The 15,239-nt window shown below is 48.3% G+C and carries 12 protein-coding genes; 1 reads left to right on the top strand and 11 read right to left on the bottom strand.

Going from position 1 to position 15,239, the window contains the following annotated elements:
- Positions 1 to 346: 346 nt before the first annotated feature.
- The 7 genes from O1V65_RS05545 to galU all read right to left on the bottom strand — a co-directional run bounded on the left by O1V65_RS05545 (position 347) and on the right by galU (position 8,499).
- The gene (locus O1V65_RS05545) at positions 347 to 1,471 is read right to left on the bottom strand and encodes a glycosyltransferase family 4 protein (protein WP_017490008.1); all 1,125 of its coding nucleotides are present in this window, start codon (positions 1,469 to 1,471) and stop codon (positions 347 to 349) included.
- A gap of 13 nt (positions 1,472 to 1,484) precedes the next feature.
- Positions 1,485 to 2,378 (bottom strand): glycosyltransferase, encoded by an 894-nt coding sequence (locus O1V65_RS05540; RefSeq protein WP_017490009.1) that lies wholly within the window; start codon positions 2,376 to 2,378, stop codon positions 1,485 to 1,487.
- On the bottom strand, positions 2,375 to 3,529 hold the full coding sequence (glf, locus tag O1V65_RS05535; RefSeq protein ID WP_017490010.1) for a UDP-galactopyranose mutase: 1,155 nt from the start codon (positions 3,527 to 3,529) through the stop codon (positions 2,375 to 2,377). The genes O1V65_RS05540 and glf overlap by 4 nt, the downstream gene beginning before the upstream one ends.
- A gap of 15 nt (positions 3,530 to 3,544) precedes the next feature.
- Positions 3,545 to 5,437, bottom strand: a complete 1,893-nt coding sequence (locus tag O1V65_RS05530) for a DUF4422 domain-containing protein (protein ID WP_026110274.1) — start codon at positions 5,435 to 5,437, stop codon at positions 3,545 to 3,547.
- A gap of 40 nt (positions 5,438 to 5,477) precedes the next feature.
- Positions 5,478 to 6,218 carry an ABC transporter ATP-binding protein gene (locus tag O1V65_RS05525; protein WP_017490012.1) on the bottom strand — a complete coding sequence of 247 codons (741 nt, stop codon included), beginning with the start codon at positions 6,216 to 6,218 and terminating at the stop codon, positions 5,478 to 5,480.
- Positions 6,218 to 6,985, bottom strand: a complete 768-nt coding sequence (locus tag O1V65_RS05520) for an ABC transporter permease (RefSeq protein WP_017490013.1) — start codon at positions 6,983 to 6,985, stop codon at positions 6,218 to 6,220. The genes O1V65_RS05525 and O1V65_RS05520 overlap by 1 nt, the downstream gene beginning before the upstream one ends.
- 626 nt (positions 6,986 to 7,611) lie before the next feature.
- Positions 7,612 to 8,499, bottom strand: coding sequence for a UTP--glucose-1-phosphate uridylyltransferase GalU (galU, locus tag O1V65_RS05515; RefSeq protein ID WP_227955126.1), 888 nt, complete (start codon positions 8,497 to 8,499; stop codon positions 7,612 to 7,614).
- Between the two features lie 552 nt (positions 8,500 to 9,051).
- Between galU and O1V65_RS05510 the strand changes: the two genes are divergently transcribed.
- Positions 9,052 to 10,638 (top strand): TerC family protein, encoded by a 1,587-nt coding sequence (locus tag O1V65_RS05510; protein ID WP_017490015.1) that lies wholly within the window; start codon positions 9,052 to 9,054, stop codon positions 10,636 to 10,638.
- A gap of 57 nt (positions 10,639 to 10,695) precedes the next feature.
- On the opposite strand, the gene asmA is transcribed toward O1V65_RS05510, so the two are convergent.
- The 4 genes from asmA to apbC form a co-directional block, all read right to left on the bottom strand.
- Positions 10,696 to 12,543 carry an outer membrane assembly protein AsmA gene (gene asmA / locus O1V65_RS05505; protein ID WP_026110275.1) on the bottom strand — a complete coding sequence of 616 codons (1,848 nt, stop codon included), beginning with the start codon at positions 12,541 to 12,543 and terminating at the stop codon, positions 10,696 to 10,698.
- Positions 12,544 to 12,589: 46 nt separating this feature from the next.
- A complete protein-coding gene (gene dcd, locus O1V65_RS05500) occupies positions 12,590 to 13,171 on the bottom strand; it encodes a dCTP deaminase (protein ID WP_017490017.1) in 582 nt (193 codons plus the stop codon).
- A gap of 66 nt (positions 13,172 to 13,237) precedes the next feature.
- Positions 13,238 to 13,879 (bottom strand): uridine kinase, encoded by a 642-nt coding sequence (gene udk / locus O1V65_RS05495; RefSeq protein WP_017490018.1) that lies wholly within the window; start codon positions 13,877 to 13,879, stop codon positions 13,238 to 13,240.
- Positions 13,880 to 14,028: 149 nt separating this feature from the next.
- Positions 14,029 to 15,141, bottom strand: coding sequence for an iron-sulfur cluster carrier protein ApbC (gene apbC, locus O1V65_RS05490; RefSeq protein ID WP_084912171.1), 1,113 nt, complete (start codon positions 15,139 to 15,141; stop codon positions 14,029 to 14,031).
- Between the last annotated feature and the right edge of the window lie 98 nt (positions 15,142 to 15,239).

Raw genomic sequence — 15,239 nt, 5'->3', positions numbered from 1 at the left:
CGGTGCAGTTTAGCCTCAGCCACCATGCCGAGCATTTGACACTTTACCGGTAACAACGACGAATTGCAGGTCAAAAAGAGCGAATTTTTTAACTTTGAGATTACATTTAGAGCAGAACGAAATAACCGACTTTTCCCAAATACGTATTGAACAGTTTACGCTCTAATTTTCAACTTTGCTGGTGAGGAGCATATCAATAAGCTTAGGAAATGGGAAAAACCGAAGCACCTAAAAACCATCCTTGCCAACTCTCTTTTGAGCAAAGAGTAAAACCAAGGCGTAAAAAAGCCCCGAACTCCTCAGAGTCGGGGCTTTTTATAAACTAAAGCAGTTTAATAAGGAGGTATTACACCCCCTCGTATAACCTCAGCGTCTTAACAATAACTTGAGCAGACGAGAACTTAGTCAAGGCTAACTCTCTGCCGACTAACCCCATTTTGTGGCGAAGGGGCGCGTCCTGAAGCAGTCTTTTAAGTTGGCTCTCAAGGCCAGCCTTGTCTTTCCTAGCAACAAGAAACCCGTTTGCTCCGTCCTGAACAATGCTTTTACAGCCACCAACATCATACGCAAGACACGCTCTGCCCATCGACGCCGCCTCGAGCAGTATTCTAGGCACCCCCTCTGAATAGGTAGAGGGAAGAGCAACAATATTAGCCGCCTCAATCAGCTGACTCACGTTGTTACTTCTGCCAAGCCAGTTAATTGTCCCTTCTTTATGCCATTGTTCAAGCATCGAGAGTGGAATAGCATCGGCATCGTCAGTGGATAAAATTCCTGCGACGTTCAGCGTGAAATGAATATCGTCCTTTGCCAGAGACTTCCTCACGCTAATGAGGTCGCGTAGCCCTTTGCTCCACAACATACGACTTGCAAAGAGGACGACAGGAGGAGTCTGAATAGGTTCCGATGTGTAGGGATAATCATCGGTGTTAATGCCTGCGCCATCAATCACCCGAGTTTGCTCTTTATCAATACCCGTCAGTGAAATCAGTCGCTCCTGGTCGGATTCATGTTCAAATACCAGCACCGCCTGAGGATTTTTTGCAATGTATTTATAAATACTCAATACGAAAAACCGCAGTCCGTTGATCAACATTTTTCCATTGTCGAAAACCCGCCCTAACCCGGCAAAACTGAGAATAACGGGCCTAGATTTTACCTGTGCATAGATTCCACCGGCCAAAAATGACTTGATTGTGACGCAGTGAAGAACGTCAGGATCGAGTCTATTTAGCATCTTCCATATTCTTGAGAAAGTCAGTATGAATCCAACAGGATTATAAGACTGGGCAGAAATCAGTGAGTTATGGCAAATAAACCCATGTTTCTCGAGGCGTGATTTAATTTCATCTCCCTCATAGTGGCAGATAACATGAACCTCATACCCCGCGGCCTTGGCAGCCAATGCACGCTCTGACCAATGCAGCTCAAAATACCAATCGGAATTGATCAAGTAGCAAACTTTTTTCATCAGATACCACCAACTAGTGTTTTTTGCCGCTTTTATTGGATATGCCGTCAGTGATCCCTTTAAAAACGAAGTGAAGATAACTCAGTTTCTGTTCCTGCTTAATAGTTAAAACGAGATACTTCAACACTCTGATCATTATGGCCGGCGTCGAATAAGCCCGGAGCGAACGGGAAAGATAGCGAGCCAAAAAGAGATTGCGAACTAAATAATAGACTTTCCAGGTAGGTGAAATAGTTTTTACGCCAACGGGAATATCATGCTTAAACACCACTTCAGGCGAATAGCGAATTTTGATGCCTTTATCCGTTAGTGCTTTGGACAAATATAGATCGTCATAATAGATAAATAGTTCTGGGTAAATACTATTAATGTTATTAACTAGAACCCGCTTGTCGATGATCAAGCCGACAAAAGAGAAACTCGCCACGGTCTGGCTACAATGTTCATTCGGCAAGAAACGTTGTGGTGCACGAATATAGCTGAGGGTATCGGCAAAGGTCGACGGGAATTTGGCATAAGGAACGTTCATCTTGCACAAATTGCCGTCTAAGTCTTCAACGCGGCAGCAATAGGCCTGATATTCGTCGCTTCTAATAGAAGAAAAGTTTTCAAGCAAATCGACAGTGGGATAGGCGTCGTCGTCATAAAGCGCGACAAAATCAGCCTCAACCTGTTGGTCAATATATTGAATACCGACCTTGAAGCCACCGGCTCCTCCGGTGTTATCTTGCAGCGTGATAACTTTGAGGCGCGAGTCGGTAATACTCGCCAACCACTCGGCGGTATTATCGGTTGAAGCGTTATTGACAATAATGATGTCGGTGAAATTAAGGGCAGCTGACGCTGCCCAACATTTTTTTAGCTTTTCTAGTCGATTAAACGTGACTATCAGCGCTACCAATTTCATTTTACGTCAACCGTGAATACCGGCATATCAGTGTTTGCCGCGGCGGATTGCAGATAAACATCGGCCGTTTTCAATGCTTCAGCAATGGTCACGTCCATATCCAGATAGCGGTAAGTTCCCAGACGACCGATGAAGGTGATGTCTTTTTCCTTGTTCGCCAATTCGAGATACTTATCCAGCAGTGCTATTTCCCCCACCTGACGGATTGGATAGTAAGGAATATCGTTTTCCTCACAGCTGCGGCTGTATTCTTTATAACATACAGATTTCTCATGGCTTTCCCATGGAGAAAAATACTTGTGCTCGGTGATGCGGGTATATGGAACGCTCTGCTCGCAGTAGTTCATTACCGCCGTACCCTGATAATCACCTTCAACCGTAAATTTGTCGAAATCGAGCGTACGATAGCCCAGACGACCAAACCTGTAATCGTAGAATGAATCCAGCGCACCGCTATAGAACACGTGGTCATAGTTTTCGCGTTCAGCTACATCGAAATCGGTGTTTAGCTCAACCGTGATATTTGGATGGTTTGCAATTTTCTCAACCATATCCGTGTAGCCGTCTTTTGGCATACCCTGGAATTTGTGATTGAAGTAGTTGTCATCGTAATTAAAACGTACCGGCAAACGTTTCAGGATAGACGCGGGTAATTCCGTCGGCGACATGCCCCACTGCTTGATGGTATAGCCTTTGAAGAAAGCTTCATAAAGCTCTTTACCCACAAAGCGCAACGCCTGCTCTTCAAAAGTCTTAGGATCGGTGATACTTGAATCACCCTTTTCTTCAATCAGCTGTTTCGCTTCATTAGGCGAACAGGTTTTATTGAAGAACTGATTAATGGTATGTAGGTTAATCGGCAGAGAGAAAACCCGACCGCCGTAGGTCGCTTTTACCCGATTAACATAAGGCATCATGGTGGAGAATTCGTTAACGAAATTCCAGACCACTTCATTATCAGTATGGAAGATGTGCGGTCCGTAAGTGTGAACCATTACCTGGCTCTCTTCATCGCGCGCATCGTAACAGTTACCGGCAATATGAGAGCGTTTATCGATAATACGGACTTTATGACCTTGCTCTGCCAGTTTACGACCAATTACCACGCCTGAGAAACCAGCACCGACTATCAATACATTTTTATTTGTCATTTATAACTCTCTCACTTAACCTAAAACGATGCGTCTAATTTTATAATACAGCTTGCTGATAGAACTTCTGCGCTGAGAGCCGATCGGCGCAAATCGATTGAAATACGGCATCAGTTTGCGCTTAACTTTGGTCTGAAGTAATACTTTTGGCATCGGCATCGCCGGGTTGGAACTTATTTTTCCATGAGACAGCAAGCGCTCATAAACGTCCTTTTCCCAAGGCGTATTGTGGACGTTCTTCAGGAAGTTATCGAAGAAGTCGACATCAGCGGTATTCCAAGGTTTATTCTCACCCGCATAGTGAATCATCTTCGGATGCATACGCGCTTCAAGAAAACTCATATAGGTAGAGAGTTTCAGATTCGGGAAGAAGTCGTCGGTATTACCGTTACCATGATAGACGTTCCAGCACAGCGGCAGATAGTGCACGCGGTCATAGAACACTTTATTCATGATGTCCTGATCCAGGAACCAGTAAACCTGCCCGATCATACTTTCCATCAGCTTGGCGAAGGTATTCTCGTTGTTCATTTGAGCAACATTGAAGAGAATAATACCCGCCTGGAAATACTTATCTGGATCTTCCATCTGCAGACGCGTTTTCAGATACTGTGACGCAGTCTGAACACCGGTTTCAGACTGCGCAATGGCGTTAAATTTAACAAACCCTTCCATCACGATATCTTTAACGGCAGCGACTAAATTGTTACCAATATCGAGCTCAAGCAATTCGGCAACGTCACTTTCTACCACGGTATCGGCATCGATGAACAAGACGCGTGGAAAGTTTTTAAACAACTGAGGAATAAACAGGCGCGCATAGGTTGCAGCACTGAAGTGGGCGCGCGTGTATACGCCTTTTAGCTCAGTGAAAGCATTCACGTCAAAGAAACGAATACTCATATTCGGCTTGTCTTTAACGAGATCTTTTAAACGCCCCTTGTTGCGTTGCGAAACCCCATTTTCAAGAATAACGATGTCATAGTTTTTATCAGCATGGCTATTACGCGCAATAGAATTAATCAGCGCGCCGCCGCTCATGGCATAGTTATCATCGAAACAGATGACAACGGGCACAGCATTACTATCATAATACGGCTGCAGTACACCGTTAAAGGTTTCCTGAGAGATAAATGTACGCTGAACTTCCTTCATCTTCAGGGCTGAAACCGAAGATTTATAAATAATAAAGATATTGAACAGGCGCTCTGAAATATGGCCAACTACCCTTTTTTCTTGTGCATTATAATTATCAAAGGATATTGCATCTTCAAGTTCGCTCATGATACCGAACAGCCAGGCTGAATACTCAGCAAATAGCTCACGGTTCATGACGTACATATTAGTATAATAACCGTCTGTAGCGAAGTTAAATTCTTTTACCGCTTGGTAGTATTCTGGATGTTGTTTCAATAATATGTCGATAGCTGCCTGATAGTCTTTGATATGCAGGTAGTTCGAAATTTTGTAGTGATCGTAGTTATTTTTACTGCCTGCGGCTCTAACGTCCCATTTCTTTGGCAGTAAAATATCATAACCTTCAAGGCAGGAAGCAATTGCGGCATCATTCAGGCCAAACATTTCTTCATATTCTGCCGTGATCTCTGGGTAGTTCACCACACCCCAGTTATCTTCCACTTTATTCTGATCTGCAGAGAAATTCAGATGACGGCGATAATGCATGAACCCGACAAAGTCGGATAGCTCGGCATTTTTCCAAACCCAATAGTGCGCGGTCAGTTCGCAGTAGAACGGATTTTTGAAAGAAATATTGTCGCCAGTATCATCACCGGCACAGCAGATTTCATTAAAGCTGTTAGCTTTACCCACGTGGATTGGCTTAATGATGTCGCTGGACAAAAAAGCACTTGGCTTGTGGTGACAAGTATAAATTGTGATTTGTTTCATTCAACAGTCCGATAATATCGAATTAGTGGTAATTGCTTAATTAAGCCATAGCTTCTTTATAGCTGGCGATAACTTCATGCGCCTCGCCAATTTGCTTCAATCGGTGATTCTCAATCCATATCACTTTGTCACAAACCTTTTCAACGTCGGACAGATTGTGACTTACAAACAGGATGGTAACGCCTTTTCTTTTAAAATCTTCGATGGTATTGATGCACTTGCGTTGAAAAGCAATGTCACCTACAGCCAAGACTTCATCGATGATTAAGATATCGGGGTCTACCTGACTAATGACAGAAAAGCCTAGCTTTGCCAGCATGCCGCTTGAATAAACGCGAATTGGCTCATCGATAAACTCCCCGAGTTCGGAGAATTCAACAATTTTGTCCATTCTTTCCTTAAGCTCTTTCCTGCGCAGACCAAGCAAAATAGCATTTAGCCTGATATTTTCACGACCGGTTAATTCAGGATGGAAGCCACCGCCTAATTCCAGCATTGACGCTACGCGGCCCGTCACTTTAACCTGACCCGATGAGGGCTTCATGACACCGGCAACAAGGCCCAGAGAAGTACTTTTACCCGCACCATTACGGCCAATCAGCGCAACGGACTCGCCTTTCATTACGCTGAAATTGATGTCTTCAATCGCGAGATAGCTTCTGCCAGTTAGCAGGCTCAATGCGCGCTTCGGGTTAAAGATCAGTTCCTTAATACCAGAACCAATGTGATGATAAAGCGGATAGCGCTTAGTCACGTTTACGAATTCAATAACTGCACTCATTATAGTATCTCTGCAAATCTGTATTTTAATTTGTTAAATACATAGGAACCGATGAGGAGTGAAATGACCGCATAGCCATAAAGCATGAAAACTTCGTGGTAATTAATCACGCCTTCCATGAAAAGACTTCTCCAGCTGAGAATCATATTCGCGAGAGGATTATATTCAATTAAGAAATGATACTTCTCAGGGATCATATCGCCTGCGTAAAGAATCGGAGTGCAGTAGAACAACAACATAATGCCAAGTGTGATAAATCTTTCAAGATCGCGGAAGAAAAGATTCAGCGTCGACAGCGTTAATGCAATGCCGAGTGTAAAGGCCATCTGTGCAATACCAATCAGCGGCACGCCCCAGATCCAGTCCCATGAAGGCGTCATTCCATAAATCAACAGGAAGACAATAATAACCGGAATGGTACAGAGGAAGTGCAGACATTCCATTAAGACATTACTGAAAGGAATAATGGAACGCGGGAAAACTGTCTTTTTAATAATTTGCGCATTCGCAATAAAGGAAAACAAAGAGTTCGATGTCGAGCTCGCAAACCACTGCCACGGAAATAAACCAGAAATAATAAATACGGTGTAGTTCGGGATCTGAACACGCATGATCAATTTAAAAATAAAGTAATAGATCATCGCAAAGAGTAACGGGTTAGCAATCGACCACAAATACCCAAAAAAACTGCTTTTATATCTGACTTTTAATTCTTTCTCGGTAATGACCGTTGCCAAATCGAGAAGGTAACCTAGACTATACTTCATATAACTCTCTGCTTTGATTGAAATTTTCCCTGACCGACCGAGTGCGTCATAGCCAAAAACGCTATTCCTTTATCCCCGTATCAGGATTAATTTTTTTCAGTTGACCACGCTACCGCCCCTGGCCTTTCGGTAACCAGAGTACGCTGCAAAAAGAGTGCTTTCGAGCTAATGTTAATCCTGCTTGAAAGTCGAGCAGTTGTTATAACTACCTTGAGTTTGTCGGGATAGCCAGTCATAAACACCGGCTAATCTACCTACACTTGCAAAATATCTCTCTAAGAATCTCCCGAGAACTCGCCGTTCGCAACGCGTTAGCCAATATCACGATAAATCGTATCGACTTTTTCAGGCTAGAAGTGGTAGAGATCGATTAAAAAATACCTTTCTTTATAGCGTAAAGTCATTTGTTTAGCGCGGGTATTATATAGCATCGTCGAGCGATTATGGAGAGGTTACTTGGTTTTATGCCAGTTTTAGAAAGGTAATGATCGGCCTATCAGGCGTTGCATAATGCTACCCCTTGCAGCGACCACATCCTCGTAGCTCATAGCCAGGCAAAATCAGACAACAAAAAAGCACCGCTTTTGCACGGTGCTTTCTCATTGTTAAGCATTATCTTCAAAAGATTATTTGCTTACGAACTCTTTCAACCACTGTTCGAACGCTGCACCGGTGCTCTTGTGACGGATACCGTGCTCAACAAAGGCTTTCATGTATCCCAGCTTGTCACCACAGTCGTGTGAACGACCGGTCATGGTGAAGGCTTCAACGGTTTCTTTCTTCATCAGCAGCGCGATTGCGTCTGTCAGCTGAATTTCGTTACCCGCGCCGTAAGGGGTGATTTCCAACAGAGGCCAAATGTCTTTATTGAAGACATAGCGCCCTACTACCGCCAGATTTGATGGCGCGTCTTTACGCTCAGGCTTCTCAACGATAGCTTTCATCGGGATGCTTTTGCCCGCTTCGCCTTCAACGCCGTTGCAGTCAACTACACCATATTTAGAAACGTCTTCTTCCGGCACTTCTTCAACCATAACCTGGCTGTAGCCCGTTTCATCGAAGCGCTTCAACATCGCTGCCAGGTTGTCTTTGCGCAGATCGCAGGACACTTCGTCCATCAGCACGTCCGGCAGAAGTACAGCAAATGGTGCGTCGCCGATCAGAGGGCGTGCACACAGAACGGCGTGACCCAGCCCCTTGGACTGGCCCTGACGCACGTTCATGATGGTAACGCCTTTCGGGCAGATAGACTGGATCTCTTCCAGCAGCTGACGCTTAACGCGTGATTCCAGCATGCTTTCAAGTTCAAAAGAGGTATCGAAATGGTTTTCAATCGCGTTTTTAGACGAGTGAGTCACCAGAATGATTTCTTTGATGCCGGCGGCAGCACATTCGTTAACGATGTATTGAATCAAAGGCATGTCGACGATTGGCAGCATTTCTTTTGGAATGGCCTTTGTCGCTGGCAACATGCGCGTGCCTAGACCGGCAACAGGGATAACAGCTTTTAACATTGTAAGAGATACTCCTCAACACCATAAGATTAAAATCAGCCAGCGGTTTGCCATGGTTTGTTCACCGCTTTACTAACTGAAGATACTTAAGCAATTGTTACAACCCTAAAAATCACTTAAGCAAAGTATAGACTCTCGCCTTGCATTTGGCAGGTTCATCGACAGTCCCTTGCCTGTATAAGATGTTGTCTTATCACTATGAAATTCTTTGTAGCCTATGCAAATGTCGTTACAACGCTAACTACAAACAACAACATAACAGCAAGTTAAGTATGACCTTAAGTCAACCATAAAAAAATAAGATTGTTACCCAAGAAATGATTTTTTTTAATAAAAACCGACAAAAAAACGTCTTGTCCTCCTGGTCTAAGTCTGTCATTGCCGACCAAACCACCAGATCGCTGGAAAAGCCACCGCCACTCCGTTTTTGGTCTCCCGCCGCAACGCTAAGTATTCCCCTTTAGCTGTCTGATTTAAATTTGAAATTTACGTTGCCAACGACCATTATTCATTTTGCGGACTTCGCCGCGACAGTGAAGGTAAATAAGCGATATGGAATGGATTGCCGATCCGTCGATTTGGGCCGGGCTGGCTACCCTGGTGATTCTCGAGATTGTGCTAGGAATCGATAATCTGGTTTTTATCGCGATACTTGCCGATAAACTGCCCCGAGGCCAGCGAGACCGCGCACGCGTTACCGGTCTTCTGCTTGCGTTGGTCATGCGACTCCTGCTTCTTGCCTCAATCTCCTGGCTCTCGTCCCTCACTCATCCCCTGTTAACAATATTCAGCAAATCCTTCAGCGCCCGTGACCTGATTATGCTGGCCGGCGGCCTTTTCCTGCTGTTTAAAGCGACCACCGAACTCAATGAACGGCTCGAGGGTAAGGATGAGGAGAACACTCAACAGGGAAGTCGTGCCCAATTCTGGCCTGTCGTGGCACAGATAGTGGTGCTCGACGCGGTATTTTCTCTGGACTCGGTCATTACAGCGGTCGGCATGGTCGACCACCTTGCCGTGATGATGGTTGCGGTCTGTATCGCCATCGGCCTGATGCTGCTCGCCAGCCGTCCGCTGACGCGCTTCGTCAATGAGCACCCGACCATCGTTATCCTCTGCCTAAGCTTCCTGCTGATGATAGGTTTTAGCCTGGTGGCAGACGGCTTTGGCTACAATATCCCCAAAGGCTATCTTTACGCGGCGATTGGCTTCTCGGTCATGATAGAGGTGCTGAACCAGCTGGCGCAGTTTAACCGCCGCCGCTTCCTGTCTTCTCGTCGCTCGCTGCGCGAACGCACGGCCGAGACAGTACTGAAGGTGCTGCGCGGCAAGCATGAGGAGGCGGATCTCGACTCGCATTCCTCTGATATGGTCGCCGATATTGCTAACGAAGACGACGCTATCTTTAACCAGCAGGAACGCAAAATGATCGAGCGTGTGCTTGGGCTTGCCGAGCGATCGGTCAGTAGCGTCATGACCTCGAGGCACGACGTCGATAATCTCGAACTTAACGACCCACCCGAGGTGCAAACCCGTCAGTTAGTCAATAATTCTCATACCCGTATCCTGGTTACCGAAGACAGTTCCACCGATGCACCGCTCGGCGTTATCCACGTCGTTGACCTGCTCAAGCAGCAGTTGCTGCATAACGAACTCGACCTCAAGGCCATCATCAAGCAGCCGCTGATTTTCCCGGAGCAGCTTTCCCTATTGGCGGCGCTGGAGCAGTTCAGGCAGGCCAAGACGCACTTTGCCTTCGTGGTTGATGAGTTTGGTTCGGTGGAAGGGATAGTGACGCTGACCGACGTAATGGAGACCATTGCAGGGAGTCTGCCGGAATCGTCGGCCACGCTCGACGCGCGCCACGATATCGTTCAACTTGAGGACGGCAGCTGGATAGCCAACGGTTATATGCCGCTTGACGATCTGGTGACCTATTTGCCGCTGCCGGTAGAAGAGAAGCGCGAATATCATACCCTTGCCGGTCTGCTGATGGAGCACGCGCAGGTCATCCCTCACCAGGGCGCACAGCTGTATATCGATAACTACCTGTTTGAACCGATCGAGGTGAACAGCCACCGCATTCTCAAGGTAAAGATAACGCCGTTAAAGCCGATTGCCGATGATTATGAAGTGTGAGCACGAAGGGGATTAAACGCGACGGGCCTGATGATTCAGGCCCGTGCGGCAGGGAAATCACATCTTGTTAATGAATGACTTCACTTTGTCGCTGTTCTTGTCGTCTTTGTTTTTATCAATCCAGTTCTGAATTGCATTTTTCGCATCCTGCTGCAGCTGTTGACGGAGGATCTGATCCACCCGCAGCTGATAGTTAAGCTGTTTCCACGGACCAAATACGCGCAGCGGAATCTCGGTTTTTTGCAGCGTGGCAATCAAATCGTTGTCACCCTGCCAGCCGCCGGTGATTTTCACCCGCAGATTCATGTCGGCCTGTTCGTCTGGGAAGTTAACCTGTCCGTCGCCTTTCACGCTCATCATCGCGGAATCCGCCGACAGATTGCTCAGCGTCAGTACGCCATTGCGCAATGCGCCGTGGGCCTGCAATTGCTGAATATCGCTGTAGACCTCGTAGCGTTGCATACCCTGAACGCGGTTATTGCTGCGGCTCACCGCCTGCTGCACCAACTGCTGAATATTCAAGCCATTCAGACGCGCATTGTCCATCGACATTTGCGCATCGCCCTGCCAGTTGCTGTTGAAGTCAGTCAGCGACAGGCCTTTTCCGCTCAATGCGCCGTGCAGGCTGAAGTTGCCGATTAACGCCTGCGGCAAATTGTAGGCACGCAGCAAATCACCTAACGGAATGTTGCTGAGGTCCGGCGTAAAGTTGACCAGCAGACGTGGGCCAGTGGCGTCTAGCGCGCCCGGAAGCGAGAACGTTCCCTGCCCCATATTGCCGCTAAGCCGCGCAATCTTGACGTTACCGGCCTGATTGGTTGCCTGCAAATCGAGATTCTGAATTTTTAGCCCGCGGTAGGTCACGTCAACGGCCTTGAGCGCTACCTGAGCATTAAAGCCGGTCAGCACGTTCAGCGAGTCCTGCTGCGCATCTATATCTCTGGCAATAACCGGTGCCGACGTCACGGACTGCGCTTTCTGCTGGGCGCTGCCGGTGCCGTTAGGCTGCCACCCGGAGATAGCGTCCAGATTCACGTTGTTCGACTGCAAATTCAGCTGATAGTCCGGCACATCATTGAGCACCGCCACGCCGCTGCCGGTCAGCTGATTATCATTCGCCGACAGCGCGAGCTGGTTGAGCGTCATGGTGTTATTAGACTGTTGATATTTTGCCTGCAGGCTGCCCTGCCCCGAGACGCCCTGCGCAGGAATGTCCGCGCCACTGAGCTTATAGGTCAGGCTAGTAATATTGGCCGAATACTGGCGCGGATAGTTTTGCATATCCAGCGTCGCATTGAGGCTCAGCGTCAGGTCACGCTGATCGCGGTTGATGCGGCTCGACAGCTGTACGGTCGCCTGACGACGATCGTTCTGTTCCATCTGCAGATTAATGTCGCGCACGTTGATCTGGTCGCTCTTGGCACGCTGCCAGATGAGCAGGCTGTCGGCAACGTTGAGACGGCCGATGTCAAATTTCCAGCCATCGTCATCGCTTTCAACGCCCTGGCTTGCAGAATGCGCCGGCGCGATGGGCGCGTCCGGCTCGTTGGCTTCACTGTCAGGCGTCAGGCGAATCACCGCACTTTTGAGCATCACCTGTTTAACAGAAAGCTGATGTGAGAGCAGCGGCAAAAGGCGCACGTCGAGACGCATGTTTTCTGCGCTCACGACCGGCTCTTTGGCACCCGGAGCAGTAAGAGACGTTTGGCCCGCCAAAATACTCAGCTGCGGCCAGACATGCCAGCGAAGGTCGCCATCGATTGCCAGTTTATAACCGCTTCTTTGTTCAACGCGATTAACCATGTAATTGCGGAAGTCATTAGGGTTAATCAAAAAAACCAGCGAGGTCATACCGGCGATAATAACCACCAGTAAAATAACCAACGTTGTCACTAATCTTCTCATGCCATCCTCTTATAAGTTGCCTGCCCTTGCATCCTGCCAGGACTTGTCAGTCTTTATCAATACGGCTGGCAACCGCGCTCTGCTGGTCCCGATATTTTGCGTCCTGACGACTGTTATAGGGGCGCGCTGCCGCACCGGATAACGGTTCAAAGCTTAATGCGCCGATAAGCATCCCTGGGCGCAACGCCAAAGGCAGTTTACCTGAATTATAGAATTCAAGCACGATACGGCCCTGCCAGCCCGGATCGATACGGTGTGCGGTCACGTGAACCATCAGACCGAGGCGCGCCAAAGAAGAACGTCCGTCGAGCCAGCCGACCAGGTCATCCGGCAGCGTCACGGATTCGAGCGTCACCGCCAGCGCCAGTTCACCGGGGTGTAAAAAGAATGCTTCGCCTTCCGGCAGAACAATCTCGTCACTCATGACCCGGTCGAGGGCTGCGCCCACTTCATGCTTGGGACCGCTTAAATCGATAAACCCTGCGTTGTGCCCAAGGAATACGCGAAAACCATTGCCCAGGCGCACGTCAACGGTGGCGCCATTGATACGTTCAACGGGTGGACGCGGTTCAATACTCAGTTTACCGTTGTCCAGCCAGGCCTCTATATCGCGATCGCACAGTCTCATTACAACTCCTTTGGCACTTCTTGATGTAGTAGTCGGGCGAAAAAACTCCGCCCCTATTGCTGATTGTTATTCGAAGAACTGACTAATTTTTGCTTTCAAAATGTCGATTGCGATACGGTTTTTACCGCCGCGAGGCACGATGATGTCGGCATATTGTTTGGAAGGCTCAATGAACTGCAGGAACATTGGGCGAACCGTTTTCTGATATTGAGCCATTACCGAGTCCATAGAACGGCCGCGCTCGTTAACGTCGCGTTTCATGCGGCGCATCAGGCAGATATCCAGTGGTGTATCGACGAAAATCGAGAAATTCATCTCCTGACGCAGACGGACGTCGGTCAGCAGCAGGATCCCTTCAAGGATAATGACTTTTTTTGGTGCCAGCGTCACGGTCTCGTTCAGACGTGTGTGCTCGATGAAACTATAGCCTGGCAATTCAATGGCCTTCCCTGACTTCATCGCCTGCAAATGCTGGAGGAGCAGATTATGGTCCATCGCGTTGGGATGGTCATAGTTGGTTTTAACACGCTCTTCCATGGTCAGATGACTCTGATCCCGATAATAGCAATCTTCCGGTATAACACCGATATGTTCGTCACCGACCTGATCGCGTAATTCACGATACAAAGTGCTGGCAATAAGGCTTTTTCCAGAGGCAGATGCGCCAGCGATACCCACGATGACACACTGATGGAACTTGTCAGACATAAAATTAACGACCTGATTTGGAGGTTTGAAGGGCAAGCAGCCTGATGGCGCTTTGATCGCGCCAATTATAGGTACAACCTGTTGATGAAGCCAGCCTTAAAGCCACTAACCGGCTGGCTTGATTAAATTAATCAGCAAATGTGTGATTATTAGACGGCGCGGAAGGCAATTTCGGTCGGAATGGCATCGCCCTTCCAATAAAGCTGTGAGGCAACCCTGGAGGCGAGCTGACGATACAGGACCGTAAACTCGCTGTCAGGGTTGGAAACCACGGTCGGCTCACCGCGATCCAGGTCTTCGCGCAGCGAAATATGCAGCGGCATTTGCGCCAGCAGTTCACAGCGGTATTTTTCAGCCAGCGTCTGCGCGCCACCGGTGCCAAAAATCGCCTCATGGTGACCACACTGACTACAAATGTGCATGCTCATGTTCTCGATGATGCCCAACACCGGGACCTTGACTTTCTCAAACATCACGATGCCCTTCATGGCATCAAGCAGCGCGATGTCCTGTGGCGTCGTCACCACCAGCGCGCCGGTCACCGGCACACTTTGCGCCAGCGTCAGCTGAATGTCACCGGTGCCCGGCGGCATATCAATAATCAGGTAATCAAGGTCCGGCCACAGCGTATCCTGCAGCATTTGCAGCAGCGCCTTGCTGGCCATCGGGCCGCGCCAGACCATAGCATTTTCGTCGGTCACCAGATAACCAATGGAGTTGGTCGCCATGCCGTGCGCCATAATAGGTGCCATGTGCTGGCCGTCTGGCGAGGTCGGACGCTCCTCCTCGGTGCCGAGCATGTTGGGGATCGACGGACCATAGATGTCGGCGTCAAGAAGACCGACCTTCGCGCCTTCAGCCGCCAGCGCCAGCGCGAGGTTTACCGCCGTTGTCGACTTGCCGACGCCGCCCTTGCCGGAGCTGACCGCCAGAATATTACGCACGCCCTTGATCCCTGGGCGATCGTTGGCGCGGCGCAGCGTGGCGACGTCATGCGACAGACGCCAGTCAACGGAGCGTGCACCGGTTACCCGCAGCAGCTCGGAGGTGGTTAGCAACTTCAACTGCTCGAAGCCTGATTTCCAGGCAAAAGGCATGATGAGTTCGATGTGCAGAACGTTGTCCATTACCACGCACTGATGTAACGCTTTAAGCGCCGTCAGACTTTTTTGTAATGTAGGATGGGTAAAAGTCGCCAACACCACGTTAACAGCGGCGTGAAGTTCAGCGGGAGTAACGTTCTCAGGGGATTGTGATTTCATCCCGGCTCCTTGAAATACAGATTTATTATGGAATTCAGTGGCGGCAGTTACCGTAAACTTTCCGCTATCTCACTGTTATAAAAATAGCATAACAGAAT

The sequence above is a fragment of the Rouxiella badensis genome (genome assembly GCF_026967515.2).
GTDB lineage: Bacteria > Pseudomonadota > Gammaproteobacteria > Enterobacterales > Enterobacteriaceae > Rouxiella > Rouxiella badensis.
This window is presented reverse-complemented; position numbering and strand designations above follow the sequence as displayed.

What these genes read in the sequence shown, in the direction of transcription:
- glf (WP_017490010.1), bottom strand. Translation starts at nt 3,529, where the DNA reads ATGACAAATAAAAATGTATTGATAGTCGGTGCTGGTTTCTCAGGCGTG.
- O1V65_RS05520 (WP_017490013.1), bottom strand. Translation starts at nt 6,985, where the DNA reads ATGAAGTATAGTCTAGGTTACCTTCTCGATTTGGCAACGGTCATTACC.
- O1V65_RS05530 (WP_026110274.1), bottom strand. Translation starts at nt 5,437, where the DNA reads ATGAAACAAATCACAATTTATACTTGTCACCACAAGCCAAGTGCTTTT.
- galU (WP_227955126.1), bottom strand. Translation starts at nt 8,499, where the DNA reads ATGTTAAAAGCTGTTATCCCTGTTGCCGGTCTAGGCACGCGCATGTTG.
- O1V65_RS05540 (WP_017490009.1), bottom strand. Translation starts at nt 2,378, where the DNA reads ATGAAATTGGTAGCGCTGATAGTCACGTTTAATCGACTAGAAAAGCTA.
- asmA (WP_026110275.1), bottom strand. Translation starts at nt 12,543, where the DNA reads ATGAGAAGATTAGTGACAACGTTGGTTATTTTACTGGTGGTTATTATC.
- dcd (WP_017490017.1), bottom strand. Translation starts at nt 13,171, where the DNA reads ATGAGACTGTGCGATCGCGATATAGAGGCCTGGCTGGACAACGGTAAA.
- apbC (WP_084912171.1), bottom strand. Translation starts at nt 15,141, where the DNA reads ATGAAATCACAATCCCCTGAGAACGTTACTCCCGCTGAACTTCACGCC.
- O1V65_RS05545 (WP_017490008.1), bottom strand. Translation starts at nt 1,471, where the DNA reads ATGAAAAAAGTTTGCTACTTGATCAATTCCGATTGGTATTTTGAGCTG.
- O1V65_RS05525 (WP_017490012.1), bottom strand. Translation starts at nt 6,218, where the DNA reads ATGAGTGCAGTTATTGAATTCGTAAACGTGACTAAGCGCTATCCGCTT.
- O1V65_RS05510 (WP_017490015.1), top strand. Translation starts at nt 9,052, where the DNA reads ATGGAATGGATTGCCGATCCGTCGATTTGGGCCGGGCTGGCTACCCTG.
- udk (WP_017490018.1), bottom strand. Translation starts at nt 13,879, where the DNA reads ATGTCTGACAAGTTCCATCAGTGTGTCATCGTGGGTATCGCTGGCGCA.